The organism is Streptomyces sp. NPDC091281 (assembly GCF_044757425.1).
In the GTDB taxonomy this organism is placed as follows: domain Bacteria; phylum Actinomycetota; class Actinomycetes; order Streptomycetales; family Streptomycetaceae; genus Streptomyces.
The window spans coordinates 234,393-258,208 of record NZ_JBIVUY010000009.1; the positions used below are offsets into that span (position 1 = coordinate 234,393).

At 75.7% G+C, this 23,816-nt stretch carries 21 protein-coding genes and 1 pseudogene; 15 read left to right on the forward strand and 7 right to left on the reverse strand.

Annotated features, from left to right (window positions below; all coding sequences use genetic code 11):
• Window positions 1–60 precede the first annotated feature (60 nt).
• Window positions 61–738: a response regulator gene (locus tag ACIQPQ_RS24065; protein ID WP_401306916.1), complete on the reverse strand. Its 678-nt coding sequence runs from the start codon at window positions 736–738 to the stop codon at window positions 61–63.
• Window positions 739–1,923 carry a sensor histidine kinase gene (locus tag ACIQPQ_RS24070; protein WP_401306919.1) on the reverse strand — a complete coding sequence of 395 codons (1,185 nt, stop codon included), beginning with the start codon at window positions 1,921–1,923 and terminating at the stop codon, window positions 739–741.
• A 308-nt stretch (window positions 1,924–2,231) separates the two neighbouring features.
• On the opposite strand from ACIQPQ_RS24070, the gene ACIQPQ_RS24075 reads away from it, so the two are divergent.
• The 3 genes from ACIQPQ_RS24075 to ACIQPQ_RS24085 all read left to right on the forward strand — a co-directional run bounded on the left by ACIQPQ_RS24075 (window position 2,232) and on the right by ACIQPQ_RS24085 (window position 5,231).
• Window positions 2,232–2,642, forward strand: coding sequence for a hypothetical protein (locus tag ACIQPQ_RS24075; protein WP_401306922.1), 411 nt, complete (start codon window positions 2,232–2,234; stop codon window positions 2,640–2,642).
• 154 nt (window positions 2,643–2,796) lie between these two features.
• Window positions 2,797–4,329 (forward strand): alpha/beta hydrolase, encoded by a 1,533-nt coding sequence (locus tag ACIQPQ_RS24080; RefSeq protein ID WP_401306925.1) that lies wholly within the window; start codon window positions 2,797–2,799, stop codon window positions 4,327–4,329.
• Window positions 4,330–4,634: 305 nt separating this feature from the next.
• Window positions 4,635–5,231 carry a DJ-1/PfpI family protein gene (locus ACIQPQ_RS24085; RefSeq protein ID WP_401306927.1) on the forward strand — a complete coding sequence of 199 codons (597 nt, stop codon included), beginning with the start codon at window positions 4,635–4,637 and terminating at the stop codon, window positions 5,229–5,231.
• 40 nt (window positions 5,232–5,271) lie between these two features.
• Here ACIQPQ_RS24085 and ACIQPQ_RS24090 read toward each other — a convergent pair whose 3' ends face one another.
• Complete coding sequence (locus tag ACIQPQ_RS24090; protein ID WP_401306930.1) at window positions 5,272–5,556, reverse strand: DUF3253 domain-containing protein; 285 nt, start codon at window positions 5,554–5,556, stop codon at window positions 5,272–5,274.
• Between the two features lie 199 nt (window positions 5,557–5,755).
• Here ACIQPQ_RS24090 and ACIQPQ_RS24095 point away from each other — a divergent pair, with 199 nt between their 5' ends.
• Window positions 5,756–6,415, forward strand: coding sequence for a hypothetical protein (locus ACIQPQ_RS24095; RefSeq protein ID WP_401306933.1), 660 nt, complete (start codon window positions 5,756–5,758; stop codon window positions 6,413–6,415).
• Window positions 6,416–6,485: 70 nt separating this feature from the next.
• On the opposite strand, the gene ACIQPQ_RS24100 is transcribed toward ACIQPQ_RS24095, so the two are convergent.
• Window positions 6,486–7,682: a YncE family protein gene (locus ACIQPQ_RS24100; protein WP_401306936.1), complete on the reverse strand. Its 1,197-nt coding sequence runs from the start codon at window positions 7,680–7,682 to the stop codon at window positions 6,486–6,488.
• Between the two features lie 85 nt (window positions 7,683–7,767).
• On the opposite strand from ACIQPQ_RS24100, the gene ACIQPQ_RS24105 reads away from it, so the two are divergent.
• The 11 genes from ACIQPQ_RS24105 (at window position 7,768) to ACIQPQ_RS24155 (ending at window position 20,619) form a co-directional block, all read left to right on the forward strand.
• Window positions 7,768–8,745, forward strand: a complete 978-nt coding sequence (locus ACIQPQ_RS24105; RefSeq protein ID WP_401306939.1) for an ABC transporter substrate-binding protein — start codon at window positions 7,768–7,770, stop codon at window positions 8,743–8,745.
• A gap of 89 nt (window positions 8,746–8,834) precedes the next feature.
• A complete protein-coding gene (locus ACIQPQ_RS24110; protein ID WP_401306942.1) occupies window positions 8,835–9,986 on the forward strand; it encodes a FecCD family ABC transporter permease in 1,152 nt (383 codons plus the stop codon).
• Complete coding sequence (locus tag ACIQPQ_RS24115; RefSeq protein ID WP_401306945.1) at window positions 9,983–10,987, forward strand: FecCD family ABC transporter permease; 1,005 nt, start codon at window positions 9,983–9,985, stop codon at window positions 10,985–10,987. The genes ACIQPQ_RS24110 and ACIQPQ_RS24115 overlap by 4 nt, the downstream gene beginning before the upstream one ends.
• Before the next feature lie 19 nt (window positions 10,988–11,006).
• Window positions 11,007–11,828 carry an ABC transporter ATP-binding protein gene (locus ACIQPQ_RS24120; protein WP_401306947.1) on the forward strand — a complete coding sequence of 274 codons (822 nt, stop codon included), beginning with the start codon at window positions 11,007–11,009 and terminating at the stop codon, window positions 11,826–11,828.
• Between the two features lie 57 nt (window positions 11,829–11,885).
• Complete coding sequence (amiA, locus tag ACIQPQ_RS24125) at window positions 11,886–11,999, forward strand: streptamidine family RiPP (protein WP_383777043.1); 114 nt, start codon at window positions 11,886–11,888, stop codon at window positions 11,997–11,999.
• An 88-nt stretch (window positions 12,000–12,087) separates the two neighbouring features.
• Window positions 12,088–12,945 (forward strand): hypothetical protein, encoded by an 858-nt coding sequence (locus ACIQPQ_RS24130; RefSeq protein ID WP_401306950.1) that lies wholly within the window; start codon window positions 12,088–12,090, stop codon window positions 12,943–12,945.
• Entirely contained in the window at window positions 12,942–14,435 is a 1,494-nt protein-coding gene (locus ACIQPQ_RS24135) for a CocE/NonD family hydrolase (RefSeq protein ID WP_401306953.1), read from the forward strand. Before ACIQPQ_RS24130 ends, ACIQPQ_RS24135 begins: the two co-directional genes overlap by 4 nt.
• Window positions 14,432–15,811: a YcaO-like family protein gene (locus tag ACIQPQ_RS24140; protein WP_401306956.1), complete on the forward strand. Its 1,380-nt coding sequence runs from the start codon at window positions 14,432–14,434 to the stop codon at window positions 15,809–15,811. Before ACIQPQ_RS24135 ends, ACIQPQ_RS24140 begins: the two co-directional genes overlap by 4 nt.
• 145 nt (window positions 15,812–15,956) lie before the next feature.
• A complete protein-coding gene (locus ACIQPQ_RS24145) occupies window positions 15,957–17,111 on the forward strand; it encodes a SagB/ThcOx family dehydrogenase (protein WP_401306958.1) in 1,155 nt (384 codons plus the stop codon).
• Complete coding sequence (locus tag ACIQPQ_RS24150; RefSeq protein ID WP_401306961.1) at window positions 17,108–18,874, forward strand: ABC transporter ATP-binding protein/permease; 1,767 nt, start codon at window positions 17,108–17,110, stop codon at window positions 18,872–18,874. The genes ACIQPQ_RS24145 and ACIQPQ_RS24150 overlap by 4 nt, the downstream gene beginning before the upstream one ends.
• Window positions 18,871–20,619 (forward strand): ABC transporter ATP-binding protein, encoded by a 1,749-nt coding sequence (locus ACIQPQ_RS24155; protein WP_401306963.1) that lies wholly within the window; start codon window positions 18,871–18,873, stop codon window positions 20,617–20,619. Before ACIQPQ_RS24150 ends, ACIQPQ_RS24155 begins: the two co-directional genes overlap by 4 nt.
• A gap of 72 nt (window positions 20,620–20,691) precedes the next feature.
• Here the strand turns inward: ACIQPQ_RS24155 and ACIQPQ_RS24160 are convergent, their stop codons facing one another.
• The 3 genes and pseudogenes from ACIQPQ_RS24160 to ACIQPQ_RS24170 form a co-directional block, all read right to left on the reverse strand.
• On the reverse strand, window positions 20,692–21,471 hold the full coding sequence (locus ACIQPQ_RS24160) for a fumarylacetoacetate hydrolase family protein (RefSeq protein WP_401306965.1): 780 nt from the start codon (window positions 21,469–21,471) through the stop codon (window positions 20,692–20,694).
• A pseudogene (locus ACIQPQ_RS24165) lies at window positions 21,468–22,995 on the reverse strand (ATP-binding protein). The gene ACIQPQ_RS24160 and the pseudogene ACIQPQ_RS24165 overlap by 4 nt, the downstream one beginning before the upstream one ends.
• Entirely contained in the window at window positions 22,992–23,735 is a 744-nt protein-coding gene (locus ACIQPQ_RS24170; protein WP_401306968.1) for a response regulator transcription factor, read from the reverse strand. The pseudogene ACIQPQ_RS24165 and the gene ACIQPQ_RS24170 overlap by 4 nt, the downstream one beginning before the upstream one ends.
• Window positions 23,736–23,816: the final 81 nt, after the last annotated feature.

Below are 23,816 nucleotides of genomic sequence, written 5' to 3' on the forward strand. Positions count from 1 at the left end.
GTGACCGGGGCGGGCTCCGGCAGGCGTCCGCACGGCACCCGCCGCCGCCCCCGCCCGCGCTCACTCCTCCGCGTCGCGCACCAGCAGGGCGATCCGCACCCGGTTGTCCACGCCCAGCTTGGCGAACAGGTTCCCGGTGTGCGCCTTGACCGTGGCGACGCTGATCCGGAGTCTGCGGGCGATCTCGGGATTGGCCAGACCGTCCGCGATGGCACGGGCGGTCTCCCGCTCCCGCTCGGTCAGGACGGACAGCCGCTCCCGCGCGGCCTCGCGGGCCGTGTCCCGGGCGTGGGAGGAGTACGGGCCGGTGGCCGCCGCGATCACCCGCGCCGTGACCGTCGGCGACAGCACGGGCCGCCCCGCCGCCACGGTCCGTACGGCGTCGAGGATCTGCGGCGGCGGCGTGTCCTTGAGGACGAACCCGAGCGCCCCGGCCCGCAGCGCGCCGAGCACCAGTTCGTCGGAGTCGAACGTCGTCAGCATCAGCACCCCGGGCGGCGCGGGACGGCCCAGCAGCTCCCTGGCCGCGCCGAGCCCGTCGAGTCCGGGCATCCGTACGTCCAGCAGCACGACGTCCGGCCGCTCCCGTCCGGCCAGGGTCACCGCCTCGCGGCCGTCGGCGGCCTCCGCCACGACGGTGAGGTCCGGCGCGCTGTCGACGACGAGCCGCAGCGCCATGCGCACCAGTTCCTCGTCGTCGGCCACGAGGACCCGGACCGGCCTCTTCTGCTCGTCCACTCAGACGCTCGCTTCACGGGTCGGGTGCGGCCAGGGCAGCCGGGCGACGAGGACGTACCCGTCGTCCGGCGTGGGGTGGTGGCGGAGGGTGCCGCCGGCGAGGCCGACCCGCTCGGTGAGACCGGGCAGCCCGAACCCCGAGACCGGCGGTCGGCGCGCCGGGCGGGCGGCGGCCGGGGCGTTGCGGACGGTGACGGCGAGTCCGGTGCCCGCCCCGCCTTCGAGGGTGACGTGCACGGGCGCGCCCGGCGCGTGCTTGGCCGCGTTCGTCAGCCCCTCCTGGACGACCCGGTAGCAGGTACGTCCCACCGCGTCGGCCGGGGTCCCCGTCACGTCGGTGGTCAGCGTGACGTCCAGCCCGGACGCCCGCGCGTCGGCCACCAGGTCGGGTATCCGGTCGGCGGAGAGCTGCGGCGGCTCCGGGCGGCCCGCGTCCGAACGCAGCACACCGAGGACCTCCCGCAGCTCCTCCAGCGCCAGATGGGAGCCCTCGGCGATGCCCCGGACCAGCGCCCGGCTCTCCGCGGCGGCGAGGTCGGTCACGTGGTCCAGCGTTCCGGCCTGGAGGGCGACCAGGGAGATCCGGTGCGCGAGCACGTCGTGCATCTCGCGGGCGATCCGGTTGCGTTCCCGGAACCTGGCCTGCGCGGCGCGGGCCGCCTGCTCCCGCTCCGCGCTCTCCGCCCGCTCCCGCAGGGACCGCAGCTCCATCCGCCGCGCGCCGACGGCCATGCCCACGGCCGCCGCGATACCGGCCGTCAGCGCGGCCAGGGCGAGCGAGTACCAGACCGGGGCCGGTGACCCCGGCACCGGGTAGAGGTCGGCGGCGAGCTGCGACGCCGTCACGTACGCCACCGCCACGGCCCCGATCTCGACGGGGCGGCGCCGGGTGGAGATCGAGCACAGCGCGGCCAGGGCGGCGCCCGTCGCGAGCGCCGACGCGGTCGAGGCGATCACCACCGTCATCGCGACCGTCAGCGGGAACCGGCGCCGCCACAGCAGCGCCAGCAGACAGCCGACGGCGACCAGCGGATCACCGGTCCGGAACCAGCCGCCGGTGTCGCCGTCCAGCCGGTGCAGCAGCACCCCGACGAAGAGCCACACCGGCACACCCACCGCCGCGGCGGCGGCGAGGAGCAGGAACTGCCGCCCGCGTCCCGGCCCCGGCCTCCCGTCCCTGTCCACCCCCTCATTGTCGCGGGGCCGGGGCACCGGCCACGTCCGTCTTCGGACTGAGGCACCCCCGACCGAAGTCGTAGCCCCGCCCCGCCGGGAGTCGGTGCCGACCCCGCCCGCCGGGCCGACGCGCCGCTCCTCGCCCCCCGACGAGACTCCTCCACGGGTCGGGGCGCCCGGACACGACGAATCCGGACGCCCCGGCACACGCCGTCCGGACCGGCACGGCCCGGACGCGGGACGGCGGGACAGAGCGACACAAGGGACAGCGAGACACACGGGACAGAGAGACACGGGACAGAGGGGGAGGGGGCGCGATGCGGGAGCGTGGCTTCGCCGCCCTCGAGGCGGCGGGCATGGTGCTCACGGCGCTGGCCTTCCCCGCGCTGATCCACGGCCTCCTCGCCCCGGACTTCACCCTGCCGCGGACCCTCTTCGGCTGGGTCCCCGGCGGCACCGCGACCCGGACGACGGCCCTCGCGGCCGTCGCCCTGCTCGCGGCGACGACCGGCGGCTGGGCGCACACCCGCCGGACGACGGCGGCGGTCCGGAAGACCGCGGACCGGGAGACCGCGGGCTGGAAGACCGCGGGCTGGAAGACCGCGGGCTGGAAGACCGCGGACCGGAAGACCGCGGGCCGGGAGGCCACCGACAGGGAGACCACCTCCCGGACGCCCACCGAACCCTCCGCGGTCCACCGTGCGGACGAGACGGGCGGCGGCCCCTGAACCCGGCCGCAGCCCATAGCCGCCAGCTCGTGGACCGGCCGTGGACGGCAGGACGAGACCGGCCGCCCCTCCTCTCCACCACCCTTCCTCCCCACCGCCCCTCCACTCGCCGCCCCTCCCCACCACCCCCCACCTCATTCCTGGAGGACATCAGATGCGAAAAACCCTCTCCCTGGCCCTGGCCGCCGGGGCGGTGGCCGTGGCGACCGCGGTGCCGGGCCCCTCGGCCGCCGCGGCACCGCAGACAGCGAGGACGACGAGTACGACGAGTACGACGAGTACGACAGGGTCGGCGACGGCGGCGGCACGGCCCGTAGCGGACACGTTGCGATGGGGAGCGTGCCCCGAGGACGTCGCCGCGCCCCGCCTCGAATGCGCGACGCTCAAGGTCCCGCTGGACTACCGGGCGCCCCACGGCCGGCAGATCGACCTCGCCGTCTCGCGGCTCGCCGCCGCCGATCCCGCCGCCCGGCGCGGCGTGCTGCTGACGAACCCCGGCGGCCCCGGCGGCGCCGGGCTCGACTACCCGGCCCTCCTCGCCGCCTCGGGACTGCCGCGTACCGTGCTCGACCGGTACGACGTGATCGGCTTCGACCCGCGCGGGGTCGGCCGCAGCGCCCCCGTCACCTGCGAGCTGACGCAGAAGCAGCAGGAGCGCGGCAACTTCCCGCCGTACGCGCACACCGCGCGTGACGTGGCCCGCGAGGCGGGGTACGCGCGGACGATCGCCCGGCAGTGCGCAACCTCGTCCACGGCGGACCTCCTGCCGTACATCACGACGCGGAACTCGGCACGCGACATGGACCGCGTCCGGGCGGCGCTCGGCGAGCGGAAGATCTCCTACCTCGGCCACTCCTACGGCACCTACCTCGGCGCCGTGTACACGACGATGTTCCCGCACCGCAGCGACCGGTTCGTCCTCGACAGCAACCTGGGCGCGGGCGGCTACGACGTCACCGCCATGCGGAGGTTCGCGCGCGGACTGGAGGACCGCTTCCCGGACTTCGCGCGGTACGCGGCGGCCCACCCCGAGCTGGGACTGGGCACCACACCGCGGCAGGTGCGGGCGAAGTTCTTCACGCTGGTCGCCCGTCTGGACCGCGAGCCGGTCCGCGGCATCGACGGCATGGCCCTGCGCGGGGTGACCTTCACCTACCTGTACGCCGACGCCCTCATCCCCACCCTGGCGAAGTTCTGGCAGGCCGTCGACACGGACCGGCCGCTGCCGCCCGCCCCGGAGCAGCCGCTCGACGAGAACCTCCTCGCCGCCCGCTTCTACACGATCTGCAACGACTCCCGCTGGCCCACGACGATCGGCTCGTACCAGCGGGACGTAGCCGTCGACCGGGTCAGGTACCCGATGCTCGGCGGCTCCACCGCCGGGATAGGGCCGTGCGCGTTCTGGCCGACCGCGCGCGTCGAACCCCCGGTGCGCGTCGGGGACCGCGGCCCGTCGAACGTCCTCCTCGTGCAGAACGAGCGTGACCCGGGGACCCCGCTGGCCGGCGCCCGCGACCTGCGCCGCGCGCTCGGGCAGCGGGCCACGATGGTCACCGCCGACCAGGGCGGACACGGGGTCTACCCGTTCGGGACCAACACCTGCGCGAACGACGCGGCGACCGCCTTCCTCACCGAAGGCCACCGCCCGCCCCGCGACCTCGCCTGCGCGGCCGAGCCGCGCGGCTAGCGGCAGGACGCGGTCCGGCGCCCGCACGGCTCCACCGTTCACCTGCGCCTCCGGGGTCGGGAACTCGCCCCCGGAGGCGCACGACACCTATGGGGGACGGCCGAGACCGTGCCGCCAGGACACCGCCGAGTGAGTGACCGAGGAGACGAACCGTGCGGAGAAGGAATCTGTTGCAGGCATCGGGCGTCGGCATGGCAGCCGCGGCGGTAGGGGCATCGGCCTCCCCGGCCACGGCCCACAGCGCCTCGCCATCGGCGTCAAAGTCGACGAAGCCAACAAAATCGACCAAGAGCAGCCCCACCCGCGTGCACATCCTCGTGTACGACGGCGCCGAGGAGCAGGACTTCATCGGGCCCCGCGACGTGTTCGGGCACGCCGTGCACGCGGGTGGCGCGGTGGAGACGTCCCTGGTGCGCCCCGGCGGACCGGGCGAGGTGACCTGCGCCTTCGGCACGAGGATCGTCGTGGACCAGGGATGGCGGCCCACGGAGGCCGACATCCTCGTGATTCCGGGCGGCGGATGGGCGAAGCCCGACGGGCCGGGCGTCCACCGCCTGCGCAGCAGCCCGACCGTGCTGGACGGTCTCCGACGCGAGCACCGCTCGGGCGTGGTGCTGGCCGGGGTCTGCACCGGGGTGATGGCGTTGTCGGCGGCGGGCCTCCTCAAGGGCCGCCCGTGCACGACCCACCACCTCGCGACAGACGTACTGGCCCAGGAGGGCGGGGAGTTGGTGTCCTCGCGGGTCGTCGACGACAAGGACGTCGTGACGGCGGGCGGCGTCACCAGCGGCCTCGACCTGGCGCTGTGGATGGTCACGAGGAACTGCGGCGCGCCTGTCGCCGCCAGGGTCGAAGCCGTCATGGAGTACGAGCAGCGCGGCACGGTCTGGCGCAGAGACTGACCGATCGCGGCACCCCACACCCACCCGCGGCCCTCTCCCGTCAGCTCTCCTGCTCCACGCGGCGGATCCGGAGGGGGCCGCGGGCCGTGTCGGGCTCGACGGGCCGACCCCCCTGAGTGACCTCCACCTCACCCGCGGCCACCAACCGCCACGCCGCCCGCCGAACGGGCTCCATGAGGCCACGCCACCCGTCACCGCTCCCCCCGTGAACGGCCCGCGCGACCTCGGACGGACACACCGAAGCACCGACCGCCCGCCTGTCCAACAACGCAAGAATGGCCCCCTCCAACTCCCGCCCCTCCGCTTCCCGCCTATCCCTGGCCATACCTCCACTCTGACACCGATCGGCGCCCGGCGACCGCGCAGCGCGCACCGATCCCCGGCTTACGCACGGGGAGGGAGCCGCGATCCCACCCCGGAGGAGTCCCGTGGTGTGATGGGCGAGTGGCACGGGGCCCTTCCCCTCATCCACGATTTGCCACTCCAGCCGCACACCGTGGCTGCCGCCCGACCGGGGACCGTTGGTGAAACTGACCATGCTGGCCATCGAGGCGGCCCCCCATGCGCCGATGCCGGACGGAGTGCCGTTTCGGTGGCTGGCCCATCACCTCCGTGAGGGCGTCGTCGCGTTGCTGCCGAAGGGGCTCGACGTCGACGGGTGCGCGAAGATCCAGCTCACGTGCGTACCCGGCAGAGCGCAGACCGGGCAGTACTGGCAAGCTCTCGGGGCGTCGGAGTACGTCGTCGAGGACGTCGACTTCGGCCGCCTCCACGCCCTCCCGCCCCGAGCGCGTGACACGTATCTGCTCGCTCTGGTCGAGGACGCGCTGGTCGACCTCGCGCGACGCCACCACCGGGGCGACGCGGTCGAGACGGCGATCCGCGAGGCCTGCGAGACGCTGCGCCGCCGGGACTTCTGCCTCGCCCTGCCCGTCCCCCGGCTGTCGAAGACCTCACCGGACAGGGCGGCCAGAGCACGTGTCGTGCGCTGTCTCAACCGCGACGTCGGTGAAGCGTGGCGCGTCGAGATCACGGACCGTTCCGGGGCGGCGCCTGACGTCCGGTGGATGACCGAGCGACCGCACCACCTGGACATGCGGGACGTCTTCGCGCGTTCCGAGTGGTCCGACGGACGGTTCCTCGTCCGGAACCGGCTCGGAAAGATCACCTACGAGCACCCGTAGCGGGATGTTTCACAGGGAGCCGTGCCGGAAGCCGTGCCGGGCCGCCCCGTCGGCAGCCCTTGCCTGGATCTCACCGGCCCACCGGATCGCCCTCGGCGCCGTCGTCGCGTCCGCGCAGGGCCAGGTGGCCGCCGTGGTGGAGCGGTGTCGTCAGGCGGAGCCGGTTCGCCTCGTCGCCGGTCAGCGCGTCCACGAGGTGCACCTCGCCGTGGCCGCCGCGGGTGACGGCGACCCACTCGGAGGCGGGTGAGGCGGCCACCGCGCGCCGTTGGACCCCGTCCCAGGGGGTGCCGCCGGGACGGGGTGCCCCGTCCATCGCGGGCAGCGGGACGCGACGGGCGACGTCGAGGCCGTCCAGGAGGACGAGTTCGTCCCCGGCGGGGTGGATCCGGGTGAAGGCGGTGCGGCTGCGGGTGAGGGCCAGCCGGAAGACCAGGCCGGGGCCGAGGTCCGTGCGGAGGGTGCGGCCCGTCTCCAGGTCGTGCCGCCAGGCCTGGTTGGTCCACTCCGGCCAGCGCAGCGGATCGGCGGGGCCCCCGCGCAGCGTGCTCCACAGGGCGGGCCGACGGGTGTCGAGGCGCAAGTACCAGCCGCGGGCGGGCGCTTCCCACGGGATGACCGCCTCGGCCACGACCGTGTCGCCCTTCCGCCGCACCCGCCGTACGCCTTCGCCGGTGGCCGCGAACACCCGTTCCGTCGCGGGCTCGTGGGCGTCCCCGTGGCCGTCGTCCGGGAACGGCAGCAGGGCGTGGGGGGCGACGGCGGGGCATCCGGGCGGTGCCGCCACGAGGTCGGCGAAGCGGTGCACGGCCAGCGCGCCGGGTTCGCGGTGCCGCAGCACCACCAGCGCGTCACCGCCGCCGACGACGGTCACCCCCGGTTCGCCCACCCGCGTCCGCACCCGCGCGACCTCGTGCGTGACGAGGTCGACGACCGTCAACAGGTCTGACCAGGGCTCGGCGTTGTCGCCCAGGCCGGTGGTCACCGCCAGCAGCCGGCCCGCGGGATCGCACGCGAGGTGCTCCGCCGGTACCGCGACGGGGACGGCCCGTTCCACGAGCCGGTCCCCGTGGGGGTCGAGGACGAGCAGTTCTCCCCGCCGGTCGTCGACACACGCCACCCGGCCGCCGGGCAGGGCCAGGAAACCGGCGTGCTCGGAGAGATGACGGCCGTCCAGGCGCCCGACGACGGCGCCCTCCGGCACGGTCACCACGTGCACGTGGCCGTCCACGTGGTCGGAGACGAACAGGACGGGATCGGTACGCATCGGGCCTCCAGACAACCAGTGTAGTGAAAACGATTATCATGTATCTTCGGTGAGATCCCGCCCCCGGAAAGAAACGAAGGCATCAATGCTGCGCTCACCGTTGAGACTTGCCCGTGTCTGGATCGCCGCCGCAGTGGCGGGCTCCGTCCTGGTCGGCTGCGGTTCCTCGTCCGGTGAGTCCACGGACGACCGGGCCCGGCCCGCGGCGAGGACCGAGGTGACCGTCGCACCCATCACGGCGGCGACGGAACTCACCGACACGAAGGGCACCCGGATCTCCCTCGACAAGGCGCCCCGACGCATCGTCTGCCTCTACGCGCTCTGCGACGACATCCTCACCGAGCTGGGCATCGTCCCCGTGGCCACCAACAACGCGCTGCTCGCCCAGCCCGCGTTCCTCGGGGCGGAGAAGGCGAAGGACGTGGACGTCGTGCCCGGCGGCTTCATCGCCCCCGAGGTGGAAGCGATCCTCTCCCACGAACCCGACCTGGTCATCGGCGAGAAGAGCACGCACGGCAAGCTCGCCCCGGCGCTGAAGGGCGCCACCACGTTCTGGCCCATGCAGGCCGAGACGTGGGAGGACAGCGTCGGATACCTGCGCGACGCCGCCGCGCTCACCGGCCGCACCACCGAGGGGATGAAGGCCGAGAAGGCCTTCCGGACCAAGCTCGCGGCCGCCGAGAAGACCCCCAGCGACAAGACCGCGCTCGTCATCTTCGGCAGCGACGAGAACTTCGGCGTCGCCGCCCCCGAGAGCGACGTGGCGGCCAGCCTCTTCCCCAAGATCGCCGACTACCCCTGGAAGTCCCGTGGCGTCGAGGGCAGTTACAGCCTGGAGGAGATCCTCGCGAAGGACGTGGACGTCCTCTTCGTCGAGACGATCAGCTTCGGCGACGCGGACGGCAAGCTCTCCGAGAAGCTGGCGAAGAACCCCCTCTGGGGCAAGATCCGCGCGGTGCGCGACGGCGACGTCCACGAGGTGAACCCGGAGGTGTGGGCCAAGGGCCGCGGCACCCGTTCCCTGGGCATCGTCCTCGACGAGGCCACGGCCGCACTGCGGTGAGCGGACCGTCCGCCACACCCGTGCCGTCGGACGACACGGCGGCGGGCCCCCGCAGACCGCCGCGAGGGGCGCGCCGGTGGCAGCCGCTCGTGACGGTCCTGCTGCTGACCGCCGCCTCCGGGTGCGCGCTGAGCCTGGGAACCCCGTACGTCGCCCCGCACCGGCTCGTCGGCGCGCTGCTGGAGGGGGACAGCACCCTCGCCGGGATCGTCCTGACCGAACTCCGCGTCCCCCGCCTGGTGCTGGCCCTCGTTGCCGGAGCCTGCCTGGGCGCGGCCGGGCTGGTGCTCCAGGAGGCGCTGCGCAACCCCCTGGCGGTGCCGGAGATGCTGGGCGTGTCGTCCGGCGCGGCGCTCGGTGTGGCCGCGCCCCTGGTCCTGGCGCTGTCCCTGCCCGCCGCCGTGGAACCCCTGCTGGCCGTCGGCGGGGCCGCGTTCGGCGGCGGTCTGACCTTCGTCGCCGCCGGACTCGGCCGCAGCCCGTCCGCCGTCCTGCTGACCGGTGCCGCGGTCGCGGCCGCTCTGCAGGCCGCGCTGCTCGTCCTGATGGTGATGGCCGACCAGCTCGACCTCCAGCTGATCTACCGCTTCCTGCTGGGCTCCCTCTCCGCCCGCACCTGGGACGACGTCCTGGGCCTGTGGCCCTGGCTGCTCGTCGCGGTGCCCGCCGTCGTGTGCTGCGCGCCGGTGCTGTCCGTCCTGCGGCTGGGCGACGAGGACGCCGAGGCGCTCGGCGTGCGCGCCCGGCGGGCCCGGCTGGCCGCGCTGGGCATCGCCATCGTGCTGATCGCGCCGGTGACGGCCGTGTGCGGGCCCGTCGCGTGGGTGGGCTTCCTCGCCCCGCACCTGGCCAGATGGTTCGATCCCGGCGCCGGGGCGGTGCGCTGGCTGCCCTGGTCGGCGGTCTGGGGCGCCGTCGTCGTCACCGTCGCCGACGTCCCGGCCCGGCTCGCACTGGCGCCCGTCGAGACCCCGGCGGGCGCCTGGACCGCCCTCCTGGGGGTTCCGGCGGGCGTCGCCCTCATGCGCTCCTCCCGCCGGGGCGGAACCTCCCGGCGGCGGCGTACCGCCCCGGCGGGAACGCGCCCGCCGCGGCGTGACCCCGGCACCGCCGGACCCGGTGCCGGACCGGCGCCGACCCGCCCGCGGAGCGCCCCCGCGCGCCCCGGACGTGCCGGGGGAGACCCCGAGGGCGGCGGGTCTCTCCGCCGTACGGTGACCGATGCGGGGGAGACGCGGTGAAGCGGCGTTTCGCGGCGGTCGCCGCCCTCGTCCTGGTGATCGCCGGAGCCGAACTCGTGGTCGGGCGCGGGATGTCACCGGGTGCCGTGCTGGACGTCCTCGGCGGTGGCGGCACCGCGACGGAGCGGCACATCTTCCTCCAGTTGCGTGTTCCGCGGACGCTCGTGGCCCTGGGCGCGGGCGCCTGTCTCGCCGTGGCCGGACTGGTGTTGCAGTCCGCGCTGCGCAACCCCCTCGCCGGGCCCGAGGTGACCGGCGTGACGCCGGGCGCCGTCCTCGGCGCCGTGACCGCCACGGCGCTGGGACTCGCGGGGTGGGACTCGCCGCTCGCCGTCGTCGTCGCCGCCTGCGTCGGCGGGTGTGCCGGGGCGGCGCTGCTGTGGCTGCTCGCCGGCCGCGACGGCGACCCCGCTACGACCGCGGTGCACGGCGTGCTGGTGTCCGCGGTGCTCGGCGGGCTCACCGCGATGGTGCTCCTGGTGCGGCCGGGCGAACTCGGCAGCGTCGTCCAGTGGCTCGTGGGCACCACGGAGGGCCGGGTCTGGCAGCACTGGCACCTGCTGTGGCCGTGGGCGTCGCTCTGGGGAGCGGCGGCCTGGCTGCTGGCCGGGCCGCTCACCCTGCTGCGCTGCGGGGACGACATCGCCCTCGCGGCCGGTCTCTCCGCCCGCCGGGCCCGGACGCTCGCCCTGCTGTGCGCGGTCGCGCTGACGGCGGGCGCCGTGGCCTCGGTCGGCGCCCTGGGGTTCGTGGGGCTGCTCGTCCCGCACCTCGCCGTCGCGCTGTTCGGCGCCGATCTGCGGGTGGCCGTCCCCGGTGCCGCCCTGCTGGGCGGGGCTGTCGTATGCGGGGCCGACGCGGCCGCCCAGGCCTCCTCGCGGCTGATCGCGGCGGTGCTGGACTCGGGACGGCTCACGCTGCCGGCCGGCGCGCTCACCGCCTGCGTCGGCGCCCTCCTGCTGCTCGCCGCCGTACGCCGCGCGCCCGACCGATCGTTCTGATGTGCACAGAGGAGAGACCATGACCGAGTCCGGGGAGATCCGGGTCGAGGGAGTCCACTTCGGCTACCCCGACCGCCCGGTGCTGCAAGGCGTGGACCTGACGGTGCGTCCTGGTGAACTCACCGCCCTCATCGGCCTCAACGGGTGCGGCAAGTCCACCCTCCTGCGGCTGGCCGCCGGTCTGCTGAGACCGGACCGGGGGCGCGTGCTGCTCGGCGACGACGACCTGGCCCGGCTCTCCCGGCGCGTCACGGCCCGGCGGGTCGCGCTGCTGCACCAGTCCGCCCCCGCCGTACCCGGCATGACGGTCCGTCATCTGGTGCGCCAGGGGCGGTACGCGGCCCGGGGCCCGCTCGGCATGCTGCGGGAGGGCGACGACGCCGTGGTGCGCCGGGCGCTGCGGGACGTCGGCGTGGAGCGGTGGGCCGACCGCGACGTGGACGCCCTGTCCGGCGGTGAACGGCAGCGGGTGCGGCTCGCCATGGCGCTGGCCCAGGACACCGGGGTCCTGCTGCTCGACGAGCCGACCACGTACCTCGACCTGCACCACCAGCTCGACGTGCTGCGGACGGTGGTGCGGCTGCGGGAGGAGCGCGGCCTCACGGTGGTCATGGTCCTCCACGACCTCGCCCACGCGGCCCGGTTCGCCGAGCGCATCGTCGCCCTGCGCGACGGCCGGGTGGTGGCGGACGGGCCGCCCCTGGAGGTCGTCACGCCGGGTCTGCTGGCCGACGTCCTCAAGGTGGCGGGTCGGGTCGGCGTGGACCCCCACGGAGGGTGGCCGGTGTGTTACCCAGATCACCCTCTCGCGGACTTTGAATATGACAATCGGATTCATTAAGCTGCGGATGCGGCGATCGACCGAACGCCGCATCTCCCCTGTGATGAAGGAGAGTTCATGGACAACGAGCAGATCTTCACCCCGATCACCGATCCGGGTCAGCTGGCTCACGCCTCCGCCACCCACTCCAACGCGCTCGTCGAGAACCCCTTCGACGACAACGAGGAGTAAGAGGGGTCACCCCCTCGACCGTGGGCCCGCCCGTCGCCTTTCGGGCGGGCCCACGCCCGTCCCGTGACCCGTCGTCAGGAGAACCCCCGTGTCCCGAAGCCGTCTCGTGCCCGGTGCCGAGGTCGTCGCCGTCCCCGGACGGAACCTCGCCCTGCGGACCCCCGAAGGCGAGTTCCTCCACGTGAGCACGCCGGACGGCGCCGCTCGGGCGGCCCTGCTGGCGCGCCTCACAGGGCAGACGGACACGCCGGCGGACGAGCGACTGGCCCGTGTCCTCGCGGCGTTCGAGACGGCCGGCTACCTGCGCGCCGACCCGCCGCCCGCCCCCTGGCCCGCCGCCCGCGGGAACGTACTGCTGCTCGGCGACCCGGTGCTGACCGGACCGGTCGCCGCCCAGCTCACCGCCCTGGGCGCCCGCCCCCGGACCGCCGACCCGGCGTCCGCCCCCGCAGGAGCGGCCGCGGACCACACCGACCCGGCGGGCCCGGACCACGCCGCCGTCGTCTGGTGCCTCGACGGTCCCGTCCCCGACGGACTGTGGGACGCCGCCGACCGGCTCCCCGAGCGCGGCGTCGCCTGGCTGCGCTGCCACCGCGAGGGCTGGCAGGCGTACGTCGAACCCCTCGCCGCCACCCCCGGCGACGTCACCTCGGCCCACGTCCGGGCCCGCCGCCTCGCCGCCACGCCCGCCCACCGCGAACTCGCCGCCTACTGGAGCGGACCCCGTACCTCCGGCGCCCCCGTGCGGCTCACCGCCCCCGCCGCCGGGCTGCTGGCGGCCCTCCTCGCCGACGACCTGCACCGCTGGGCCACGGACGGCGACGACCCCGGCGGCATCCCCGCCCGGCGCCGTCTGCGCCAGGTCGACCTGCGCACCCTCACCGTCACCGAGCGCCCGGTCCTCCCCGTGCCCCCCGTCGCCCCGATGTCCGGGCGGGCCGGATGACCGCAGACGCCACGGTGCCCGGCACCGCGGTCGGGGGGCTCGCCACCGATGTCCTGCTGCCCGAGGGCGGTGGCCCCTTCCCGGCCGTCCTCATCCGCACCCCCTACGACCGGACCCGCCACCGGGCCGAGGCGCGCGGCTGGGCCCGGCACGGCTTCGCCGTCGTCGTCCAGGACGTCCGCGGCCGCTTCGCGTCGCCGGGGGAGTGGCACCCGTACCGCGACGAGGCCGTCGACGGAGCGGCCGCCGTCCGCTGGCTCCGGCGGCAGCCGTGGAGCGACGGCCGGGTCCTGGCCGCCGGAGCCTCCTACGCCGCCCACTGCGCGCTCGTCCCCGCCCTGGAGGCCCACCGCGAGGACCGGCCCGACGCCGTCCTCGCCGCCGTGCCCGCCCTCGGCGCCGCCGACACCGCCCGCGAACCCTCCGGCGTCGAACGGCTCCTCGCACGCGCGGGCTGGTGGGCCGCCCACGGCGACCGGCCCGACTCCAACGACGGCGCGCTGGACCAGGCACTCACCGCGGACCCCGGCCTCCTCACCCACCTGCCGCTGACCCGCCTGCCCGAACGGCTCGGCCGGAACCTGCCCTCCTGGGCCGCGCTGTGGCGCCACCGCGACCGCGGTCTCCTCCTCGCGCGCGCCGCCCGCGCCGACGTGCCGCTCCTCGCGGTGGGCGGCCACCACGACCCCTTCGCCGAGGACACCCACGCACTGTGGCGCGCCTGGGGCGGACCCTCGGCCCGGCTGCTGACCGGTCCCTGGGGACACGGCCTGGTCTCCGCCCCCGGGCCCGGCGCGCGGGACGCCCACCGTGTCGACCTGGGGCGGCTGTACGTGCGCTGGGCCCGCCGCGCGCTGGCGGGCGACCTGACCCCCGGTCACGGCGGCGCCGTCGCGCTCGGCGGAGCCGACCTGTGGCTGCCCGCCGCTACCGACGGCGAGCCGCGCACCCAGCGCACCAGACCCCTGCACGGCGCCGTCTTCACCGCCGACCCCGACCGGCCCGTCCGCTCGGACGACCTGACGGTGCCCGCCGACGGCCCTCCCGACCGCTGCCTCCTCGTGACCGCGCCGCTGCCCCGCCCGCTCGACGTGGCCGGTCCCGTGCACGTCACCATGCGCGCCTCCGCCGGGACACCGTCCGCCGACTGGTTCGCCCGGCTCGTCGCCCTCACCCCGGCGGGCCGGGCCGAGCGCCTGGCCGTCGGCACCGTACGCCGCAGCGGGCCCGCGGACCCGACGGCCGCGTTCGGCATCGGCCTCGGCCGCCTCGTCCGCAGGCTCCCGGCGGGCACCCGGCTGCGCCTGGAGATCGCCGGACACCACTTCCCGGCGCACGCGCGCAATCCGCACACCGGACAGGACCCCATGGCGGCGGAACGGCTGACCGCCTCCCGGCGCGAGGTCGACACCGACAGCGTCACCCTGCGCCTTCCCGTACTCCCCGCCCGCCCCACCCGCACCGATCCCGCCGAGGAGATCCTTCGATGACGGCGCTGCCGCTGGAAGCCCTGGTCGATCCCGTCTGCGGCGTCGTCCGCACCGTCGAACCCGTCGCGCACCCGCCCGGCGCGCCGGTCCGCTACACCGCGCTCACCGCCGAGGTGTCCGACGCCCGCAGACTCGGGCTGTGGCCCGCCGACCGCGTCTCCCTCGGCACCACCTTCGGCGACCCCGCACAGGCCCGCGTCGCCGCGATCGCGGAGGGCGTCGAGCGGTACTGCGGCAACCGGGTGCCCCCGGCCGGCCACCCCGACGCCCCGCTCCGCGCCACCGCCGCGGAACTGACCGCGAAGGGACTGCCGCTCTACGGGCCCGGAGACCTGCCCGCGTACGCCCCCTGGCAGTACACCCGCGACCGGTTCCCCTACCGCCCCTTCACCGCCGACACCCCGTCCCTGTGGACCCGCGGCACCGAACTGCGGCCCGACGGCACCCGCGACGCGGTCTGGGCGCCCGTCGCGCTCACCCACCTCAACTGGCGCCAGGGCGACCTGCGCGCACTGCCCCGCACCCACCACCTCAACTACGCGGGGATAGCCACCGGCCAGGGCCTCGACGACGCCGTCGAGCGCGGCCTGCTGGAGGTCGTCGAACGCGACGCCCTGGAACTGTGGTGGCACCTCGACGGCCCCACCCGCGGCATCGACCCCGCCAGCGTCCCCGGACTCAGTGACGATCTCGCCGGGTCCGCCCTGGACGTGCACCTCGTCGAGATGCCCTCCGAGTTCGCCCCCTGTATGGCAGCACTCGTCCACGACCCCCGGCTCGGCCTGTACGCCGCGGGCTTCGCCTGCAAGCACGACCCGGTGGAGGCGGCCCGCAAGGCCGTCCTCGAAGCCGTCCACACCTGGGTGTTCACCCAGGGACTGACCGGCCCTGACGGCTGGGTGTTCCAGGCCGTCGAGGCGGGTCTCCTCGCCCGCGGGCTCTACCTCGACCACCGCGCCGACGGACGCTACCTCGACGCCTGCGGCGACCGGTTCGAGCACGTACGCGACCTCGGCGCGCACGTCCAGGTGTGGCTGGACCCCCGGATGGCGTCCGAGGCCCGCCGCTTCACCGCCCCCGCCCTCGGCACTGTCCCCGTCGGGGAGGTCGAGCCGGGCAGCCCGGACCGCCTCATGAGCGCGCTCCGCGCGGGCGGACACCGCGTCATGACGTTCGACCTCACCACCGAGGACGTCGCCGAGACCGCGCTGCGCGTCGCCCGGGTCCTGGTCTCCGGGCTCCTGCCCAACGCCCCCGCCGCGTTCGGCTACTTCGGCTGTCCCCGACTCGCCGACACCGCCGTCGCCCGCGGCTGGCGCGACCGCCGGCCCACCGGGCCCGGCGACTTCACCCTCGCACCCCCGCCGCACATGTGAGGACCGCCCCGTGGAACACAGGCGCGCACGCCGTCGGACGACGGACGGACCCGACCCGCGGCCGGGACACCACCCCCGGCACACACCTCCACCGCCGGAGCGCCGCGACGGCGCCCCGCGGCACCACCACGCGCAGGACGGTCCCGTGGACCTGACCGCCGCGCTCGCCCGCGCCCGCTCCCCGCAACCCCCGGGCCCCGACACGCCCGCCGGGCCCGCCGTCCGGACCTGGCCGGGACCGGCGCGCCGGATTCCGCGGGCCGACCCCGGCGCCCTCGACCTGGACGCCCTGCTGCGGCTCTCCCTGGCGGCGGCGGACGGCACCGGACGGCTGCGGCCCGCGTCCTCCGCCGGAGCGCTGCACCCCGTGGACACCGAACTGGTCGTGGGCGCCGGCTGCTCCCTGCCGCCCGGCCGCTACGGCTACGACCCGCTCCGCCACCGCGTGCACCCTCTCGGGGGTCCGCCCACCGGCACCCCGCCGGGCGTACGGGCCGAACTCACCGTCAGCGCACGCCGTACCGCCTCGCACTACGGTCACCGCGCCTGGCCGCTGCTGCTCCTCGACACCGGGCACGCCGCCGCAGCCCTCCTCCTCGCGGCCCGCGCGCTGGGCGTCGGCCCGGCCCGGCCCGAGGCGGACGGACGCACCGCGACCCCCCTCGCCGCCGTCCATGTCCCGCAGCCGGGTCCCTTCCCCGGCACCGCCGGGCCGACCCCGGACCGCACGCCGTCCACCTATGCGCCGAAGCCCGCCGACGCGCCCACACCCGCCGACGCGCCCACGCCCGCCGAACTGCTGGCCCGCCGCAGCGCCCGGCCGCCCCTGCACGGCACCCCGACCCCCGAGGCGCTGCGCGACGTGCTCCGCACCGCCGAGCGGGCGGGCGGCGGCGTGCTGCGCTGGTGCGCCGCCGTCGGCCCACCCCGGCCGGGCCTCGTCGCGCTCGCCGCCGACGGCACCACCCTGCGCCGCCTCGCCGCGGGCGAGGCCCGCCCGACCCTGGCGGTGTGGGCCGCCGGGCAGGCCTGGCTAGCGCAGGCGGGCGCCGTCGTCCTCGGCCGCGGGTGCCCCGACGACGCCGACGCGCCGCACATCCGACGGGCCCATCTGCACGCCGGACTCGCCGTCCACCTCGCCCATCACACCGCCCACCGCCACGGCCTGGCCGCCCGTCCCGTCGGCTCCTGGCAGCGGGCGGACCTCGGCGCCGCCCTCGGCGGCCCGCCCGGCCGGGACTGGATCGTCCACGGACTGGCCCTCGGCACCCACCACGCCGACGAGGAGAACACCACGTGATCGTCCACCCCGAACTGCGCCGCGCCGCCCGGCGCGCCCGGCGCCCCCTGATCGCGGCCACCGCGGTGCACGGAGCGGTCACGCTCACCCACCTCGCGCAGGCCGCGCTCCTCGCCGTCGCGCTCGCCGACCTCGCCCGCGGGGACACCGGCAGGCTCCCGTGGCTGCTCGCCGCGGTCCTCGCCGTGGTCGCCGCCCGCGCCGGTCTCACCGTCCGGCAGCGGGACCTGGCCACCCGCGCCGGAGCCCGGGTGCGTGTGGCCCTGCGGGACGAACTCCTCGCCCACCTCGGCCGCCTCGGGCCCGCCCACGCCACCGCCGCCCCCGGCCGGTCCGGCGGCCCCGCCACCCGCGCCGGAGCCGTCCGCACCACCCTCGTCGACGGCGTCGAAGGCGTCGACGCCTACGTCTCCCGCTACCTGCCCCAACTGGTCGTCACCCTCACCGTGCCCCCGCTGGTGCTCGCCGCACTGGCCGTCGTCGAACCCGCCGTCCTCCTCGGCGTGGTCCCCGCGCTCGCGCTGGCCCTGGCCGGACCCCGCGCCTGGGACCGCCTCCTGGCCCGGCGCGGCAGAGACCACTGGGACACCTACGAGGAACTCGGCGCCGACTACCTGGAGGCGCTCCAGGGCATGCCCGCCCTGCGGGCCGCCGGTGCCGTCGGCCGGGTCCGGCGCCGCCTGGAGGAACGCTCGACGGCACTGCACCGGGCGACCGTCGCCAAACTCCGGGTCTCCCTCGTCGACACCGCCCTCACCGACCTCGCCGTCCAGGGCGGCACCGTCGCCGCCGCGCTCCTCGCCTGCTGGTCCGCCGCGAACGGAACGACCCCGGCGACCGCCACCTACCTCGTGCTCCTCGGGGCCTCCGAGTGCTTCCGGCCGATACGCGACCTCGCCCGCGAATGGCACGCCGGATACCTCGGTGTGTCGGCCGCCGACGGCATCGCGGCCCTGCGCACCGCCACCCCCGCCGTCCCCGACACCGGAACGGCACCGGCCGCGTGGACCACCCCGCCCGAACTCCGCTTCGAGAACGTGACCTTCACCTACGACGGCGCCACGGCCCCCGCCCTCCACGACGTCTCCTTCACCGCGCGGGCCGGACGCGCCACCGCGATCGTCGGCCCCTCCGGCGCCGGGAAGTCCACCCTCCTCCACCTCCTCCTGCGCCTGCACGACCCCCAAGAAGGACGCGTCACCCTCGACGGAACCCCCGTCACCGGCCACCCCCTCGACACGCTGCGGCAGGGCATCGCCGTCGTCTCCCAGGAGACGTACCTCTTCCACGCCACCGTCGCCGAGAACCTGCGCATGGCCCGCCCGCACGCCACGGACGACGACCTGACCCGGGCGGCCCGCACCGCGGGAGTCCACGACGAGATAGCGGCCCTGCCCGACGGCTACGCCACCGTCCTCGGCGAACGGGGCTCCACCCTCTCCGGCGGGCAGCGGCAGCGTCTCGCCCTCGCGCGGGCGCTGCTCGCGGACGCCCCCGTACTCGTCCTCGACGAAGCCACCAGCGCCGTCGACGAGCGCCGCGAGTCGGACATCGTCCGCCGGATCGCCACCGCCGCGTCGGGGCGGACCGTCCTCGTCGTCGCCCACCGCCTCGCGGCCGTCCGCGGGGCCGACCACATCGTCGTCCTGGACGCGGGCCGGGTGGACTCCTCCGGCGGACACACCGAACTCGTCGACGCCGGAGGCGTCTACGCGCGGCTCGTCGACGCCGGGCTGACGCACCGAGGAGGACTCGTCCGATGACCACCGTCCCGCCCGAGCCGGGCACCCCCGGCCGGGGCGCGCTGCGCGCCCTGCTCCCCGCGCTCACCGCACACCGCGCCATGATCGCCCGCACCTGTGGCGCCGCACTGCTCGAACAGGGCTCCCTCGTCGCCCTGGTCACCCTGGCCGCGCACACCGTGGGAGCGGCCGTCGTCGACGGACACACCCCGTCGGCGACCACCGTCGCCGCCCTGGTCGGCCTGGTCCTCGTCCGCGTCGTGACGACCTGGCGCGAGATGGACCTCTCGCACGACCTGGCCTACCGGGTCCTCGCCTCGCTGCGGGTGCGGATCTTCGACGGACTGGCCCGGAGCGCGCCCGCGCGGGTGGCGGGCCGACGCAGCGGCGACCTGGCCGCCACCGCCATGGCGGACGTGGAGTCCCTGGAGTTCTTCTACGCCCACACCACCGCCCAACTCCTCGCCTCCGGGGCGGTGTTCGGCACGGGCACCGTCGTCCTCGCCGGACTGGAACCGTGGCTGCCGGCCGTGGTGCTGCCGGTCGCCGCACTGCTCGCCGCGGCGCCGTTCGCCGACGCGCGCGTCCGCGCCGAGCAGGGCGCCCGTACCCGCGCCGCCACCGCCCGGCTGTCGGCCGACACCGTGGAGACCGTCGACGGGCTGCGCGAACTGCTCGCCTTCGGACGGCTCGCCGACCGGCGGCGCCGCCTCGCGCGGCGCGGGCGGGAGGTGGGGGAGGCCCAAGGGGCGGAGGCCCGCCGGGAAGCCCTCACCGCCTCGGTCCGCGACCTTCTCATCGTGGCCGCCGTGCTCGGCGTCGTGGCCGCCGCGGCGCACTCCGCCGCCGCCGGCCGACTGCACGGCGCGTGGACACCGGCGGCGATGGCGCTGGCCCTGGCGGTCCTGGGCCCGGTCGCGGAATCGGCCCGCTCCGTCAGCCAGGCGGTCTCCCTGCGGGCCGCCGCCGGTCGGGTCGACGCGGCCCTGCGGGCCCCCGCGCTCGCCCCGCCCCCCGACTCCCCGCACCGGCTGCCCGCCGGTCCGCTCGACCTCCGGCTGCGCGGGGTCACGTTCGACTACGGCGGCGCACCCGTGCTGAAGGGGGTGGAGCTGACCGTGCGGGCCGGGGAGACCCTCGCCCTCGTCGGAGTCTCCGGGGCGGGCAAGTCGACCTGCGCCCACCTGATCGCCCGGTTCTGGGACCCGACCCACGGGGCGGTCCAGCTCGTACCCGCCGACGGCGACCCCGTGGACATACGGCGGCTCGCCGACGCCGAACTGCGCGGCGCCGTCGCCCTGGTGGGACAGGACACGCCCCTCTTCCACGGCACGCTCGCCGACAATCTGCGGCTCGTCGCCCCCGACGCGGACGACCAGCTGCTCGCCGAGACGGCCCGCCGCTGCGGCGTCGACCGGATCGCGCCGCTGGACACCCCGGTCGCCGAGCGCGGCGCGACGCTCTCCGGCGGCCAGCGCGCCCGTATCGCCCTCGCCCGCGCGCTCCTCGTCCGGCCCCGCGTCCTCGTGCTGGACGAGTCCACCGCCCACCTCGACAACGAGGGAGACGCCGAACTCGCCGCCGCCCTCCGCCACGAGATCCGCGCCACGCTGGTGATCGCCCACCGCCCGGCCACCATCCGCCGCGCCGACCGCGTCGCCGTCCTCGAAGCGGGCCGGGTCGTGGAGGAGGGAACCTGGGAGCACCTCGCGGCCTACCCCGACAGCGCCCTCAATCGCGTGCTCGTCACTACCCCCGCGCCCTGAACACGCCTCATGGCACTGCGGTCGGCCGGTCACGGTCGGGGCAATCGACCACCGTCGCGACGAGGGAGGCTTTCAGCGGCCCGATCGGCCGGCGACGGTCAGGTGGAGTTCACCGATGCCCTTGACGGCAGCGACGATTTCGCTGCCGTCTTCGAGCGGGTCGGTGGCCGCTCCCGCGGGGGTGCCGGTGGTGAGGAGGTCGCCCGGCACGAGGGTTGTCGTGGCGCTGGCGTGGGCTATCAAGGTGGCTACGTCGAAGAGCAGGTCCGAGGTGGTGGCCCTCTGCCGCAGACGGCCGTCGTGGGTGGCGGTGAGGACGAGTCCGCGGGCGCCCAGGGGGAGTTCGTCGGGGGTGACGAGCTGCGGGCCGACGGCGACGGTGGCCGGCTGTCCCGGCGCGGCGACGACGGTGACGGCGGTGTATCCGGCGACGTGGCCGAGCGCCGAGGCCGGTGACACCCGTGACGTCTCCCGCCCGATCACGACGCCGAGTTCGACACCCCACCGCAGGTCCGCCGCTCGGTCGGTGTGGACGGTGTCCCGGTCGCCGACGAGTCGGTCGACGGGCGTGGTGAACAGCTCGGGTGCGTCGGGTCGCGGGGCACCGAGTTCCCTGGCGCGTGCCGCGTAGTTGACGCCTGTCTCGATGAGGACGGCGAGGCCCGTGACGAGGGGGCCGGCGTCCGAGGCCGTGGTCGAGGGGGTGCTGGGCGCCGTGGTGTGGTCCTGCCAGTGCTCGCCGGTGGCGAGGATCGCGCTGACGTCGGGGAAGGGGAGGAGGACGAGCCGGCGCCGTTCGACGCGGGCGGCCGCGGTGCGGTCGCCGGAGAGACGGACGGTCGTCAGCCTCATCGAAGATCTCCTTCGGTACAGGGCAGCAGCAGGCGGAAGGTGCAGCCGCGTTCGGGCCGGGTGTCGAGTTCGACCCGGCCCCGGTGGGCTTCGGCGATGGCGGCGGCGATGGCGAGGCCGAGCCCTGTTCCGGAGTCGCCGTCGCCGCTGCCGGGCGCGGCGCGGTAGAACCGGTCGAACACGTGGCGGGCGTCGTCGGTGGTGAGGCCCGGTCCGGTGTCGGCCACTTCGATGACGGCGGCGCAGGTGCCGGCCGGCAGGGCGGGTGAGGGGCTGGTGCGGCCGGGGTGGGCGGTGCCGCCGCGGCGGCACCGTGCGGAGGGTACCGACACGTACCTGGATGCGTGCCGTGGCCGGGGTGTGGAGGCAGGCGTTGGTCAGCAGGTTGGCCACGACCTGGGCGAGTCGGCCGCCGTCACCGAGGGTCTCCACGACGTCGAGCTCCACGGGTTCCGTGCCGGGGGCTTCGCCGTGCAGGGGTTCCAGGGTGATGGTCCGCCCGGGGTGGCGTACGGCGGTGCTGGTGATGGTGTCGGCGGCGAGGGAGAGCAGGTCGACCGGCTCGCGGTGCGGGCCGGGGGTGTGGTCGAGTGTGGCGAGCAGGAACAGGTCGTCGACCAGGCGGCTCATGCGGTCGGCGTTGGTGACGATCAGCGCGTGGGCCTCGGCCCGGCGGTGCTCGGCCATCTGCGGGTCGGCGTGCAGGAGTTCGGCGAAGCCCTGGATGGCGGTGAGCGGGGTGCGCAGCTCGTGGCCCGCGTCGGCCATGAAGCGGCGCAGTTTCCGTTCGGATGCCTCGGTGCGGTGCAGGGCGGTGTGCAGCCGGTCCAGCATGGTGTTCAGGGCGTGGCCGAGGCGGCCGACCTCGGTGGCGGGGTCCGTGTCGGGCACACGAAGGTCGAGGGCGCCACCGGTGATGCGCTGGGCGGTCTGCTCCACCCGCGACAGGGGGCGCAGGCCGAGGCGGGCGGCGGCGTTGCCGAGCAGGACGACACCGAGGGCGACGATCACGCCGAGCAGCAGGCTCAGCCACAGGAGCTTGTGGGTGGCGCCGTCGACGGTGTCCAGCGGCAGCGCGACCACGGCGCGCATGCCGTCGGGGCCGGAGTCGGCGACCACGCGCCAGCTGCCGATGCCGCCGTCGGCCGGCACGGTGTCCGGCGTACCGTCCGTGAGGCCCAGCGCCGCGCTGCCGGTGGGCAGCCGGGGGTTGCTTCCGTTGCTCCTGCCCAGGGAGTCGTCCATGAGGCGGCCGTCGGAGTCGTAGAAGAAGACGCGGTAGTCGGAGGGGAGGACGTCGTCGTTCTTCGGCAGCCGCAGGCTGCGGCCCTCGGCGAGGTCCTGGTACGCGCGGGTGGGCGGGCGGAACTCGGTGAGACGTTCGTCGACCTGGTCGGTGAGCCAGGAACGCAGCACGCCCACTCCCGCGGCCTGGCAGAGCAGCACCGCGGAGGTCGCCAGGACCGCGGCGATGAGCACGAGGCGCGTACGCAGGGAGCGCGGTCGCCTCGGGCGCCACCTCACGAGGCGGCCCCCGCGTCGCCGCCGGACAGGCGCAGACAGTAGCCCACGCCGCGCACCGTGTGGATCATCGCGGGTGGGGTGTGGTCGATCTTGCGGCGCAGGTTCTTGATGTAGGTGTCGACGATGCGGGTGTCCCCGGCGAAGTCGTACCGCCACACCGCCTGGAGGATGTCGTGCTTCTCCAGGACGCGCTCCGCGCTCGCCATCAGGCAGGCCAGGAGACGGAACTCGGTCGGCGACAGCTTCAGCGGACGTCCCGCGCGCGCCACGGTGTGCGCGTCCTGGTCGAGGACGAGGTCGGCGTACCTGAGCGGCTGGCGTACGGAGGCCGCGGAAGCGGAGGCGACGGCCCGGCGCAGGATCGCCCGGATGCGCAGCAGCACCTCCTGTACGTGGAAGGGCTTGGTGACGTAGTCGTCCCCGCCGGAGCTGAGGCCGATGATCCGGTCCTCCACCTCGGTGCGCGCGGTGAGGAACAGCACCGGCGTGTAGGCGCCCTGCGCGCGCAGTTCCCGGGTCAGGGCGAAGCCGTCGCCGTCGGGCAGCATCACGTCGAGGACGATCAGATCCGGGCGCCTGCTGCCAGCCTCGAACATGGCCTCCTGCCCGGTGCCGGCCGTGGCCACGACGTATCCGGCGGCGCTCAGGGCCGAGGTGAGCAGGGTGCGGATGCTCGGGTCGTCCTCGACCACGAGGATCGTGGCTCCGGCCGGGGACGGCCCGGGAGTGGTGGAAGACATGTGCGGCTCACTGGGCAGAGGGGCGGTGCCGTGCGACGGTAACGGCGTCGTCTGTGAACCGGCTGAGAGCCCGGCCGGTGG

Bases quoted from the DNA above. Each gene is read 5' to 3' on its own strand.
- ACIQPQ_RS24100 (WP_401306936.1), bottom strand. From the start codon at position 7,682: ATGCGTACCGATCCCGTCCTGTTCGTCTCCGACCACGTGGACGGCCAC.
- ACIQPQ_RS24120 (WP_401306947.1), top strand. From the start codon at position 11,007: ATGACCGAGTCCGGGGAGATCCGGGTCGAGGGAGTCCACTTCGGCTAC.
- ACIQPQ_RS24160 (WP_401306965.1), bottom strand. From the start codon at position 21,471: ATGAGGCTGACGACCGTCCGTCTCTCCGGCGACCGCACCGCGGCCGCC.
- ACIQPQ_RS24155 (WP_401306963.1), top strand. From the start codon at position 18,871: ATGACCACCGTCCCGCCCGAGCCGGGCACCCCCGGCCGGGGCGCGCTG.
- amiA (WP_383777043.1), top strand. From the start codon at position 11,886: ATGGACAACGAGCAGATCTTCACCCCGATCACCGATCCGGGTCAGCTG.
- ACIQPQ_RS24140 (WP_401306956.1), top strand. From the start codon at position 14,432: ATGACGGCGCTGCCGCTGGAAGCCCTGGTCGATCCCGTCTGCGGCGTC.
- ACIQPQ_RS24075 (WP_401306922.1), top strand. From the start codon at position 2,232: ATGCGGGAGCGTGGCTTCGCCGCCCTCGAGGCGGCGGGCATGGTGCTC.
- ACIQPQ_RS24170 (WP_401306968.1), bottom strand. From the start codon at position 23,735: ATGTCTTCCACCACTCCCGGGCCGTCCCCGGCCGGAGCCACGATCCTC.
- ACIQPQ_RS24135 (WP_401306953.1), top strand. From the start codon at position 12,942: ATGACCGCAGACGCCACGGTGCCCGGCACCGCGGTCGGGGGGCTCGCC.
- ACIQPQ_RS24090 (WP_401306930.1), bottom strand. From the start codon at position 5,556: ATGGCCAGGGATAGGCGGGAAGCGGAGGGGCGGGAGTTGGAGGGGGCC.
- ACIQPQ_RS24080 (WP_401306925.1), top strand. From the start codon at position 2,797: ATGCGAAAAACCCTCTCCCTGGCCCTGGCCGCCGGGGCGGTGGCCGTG.
- ACIQPQ_RS24105 (WP_401306939.1), top strand. From the start codon at position 7,768: ATGCTGCGCTCACCGTTGAGACTTGCCCGTGTCTGGATCGCCGCCGCA.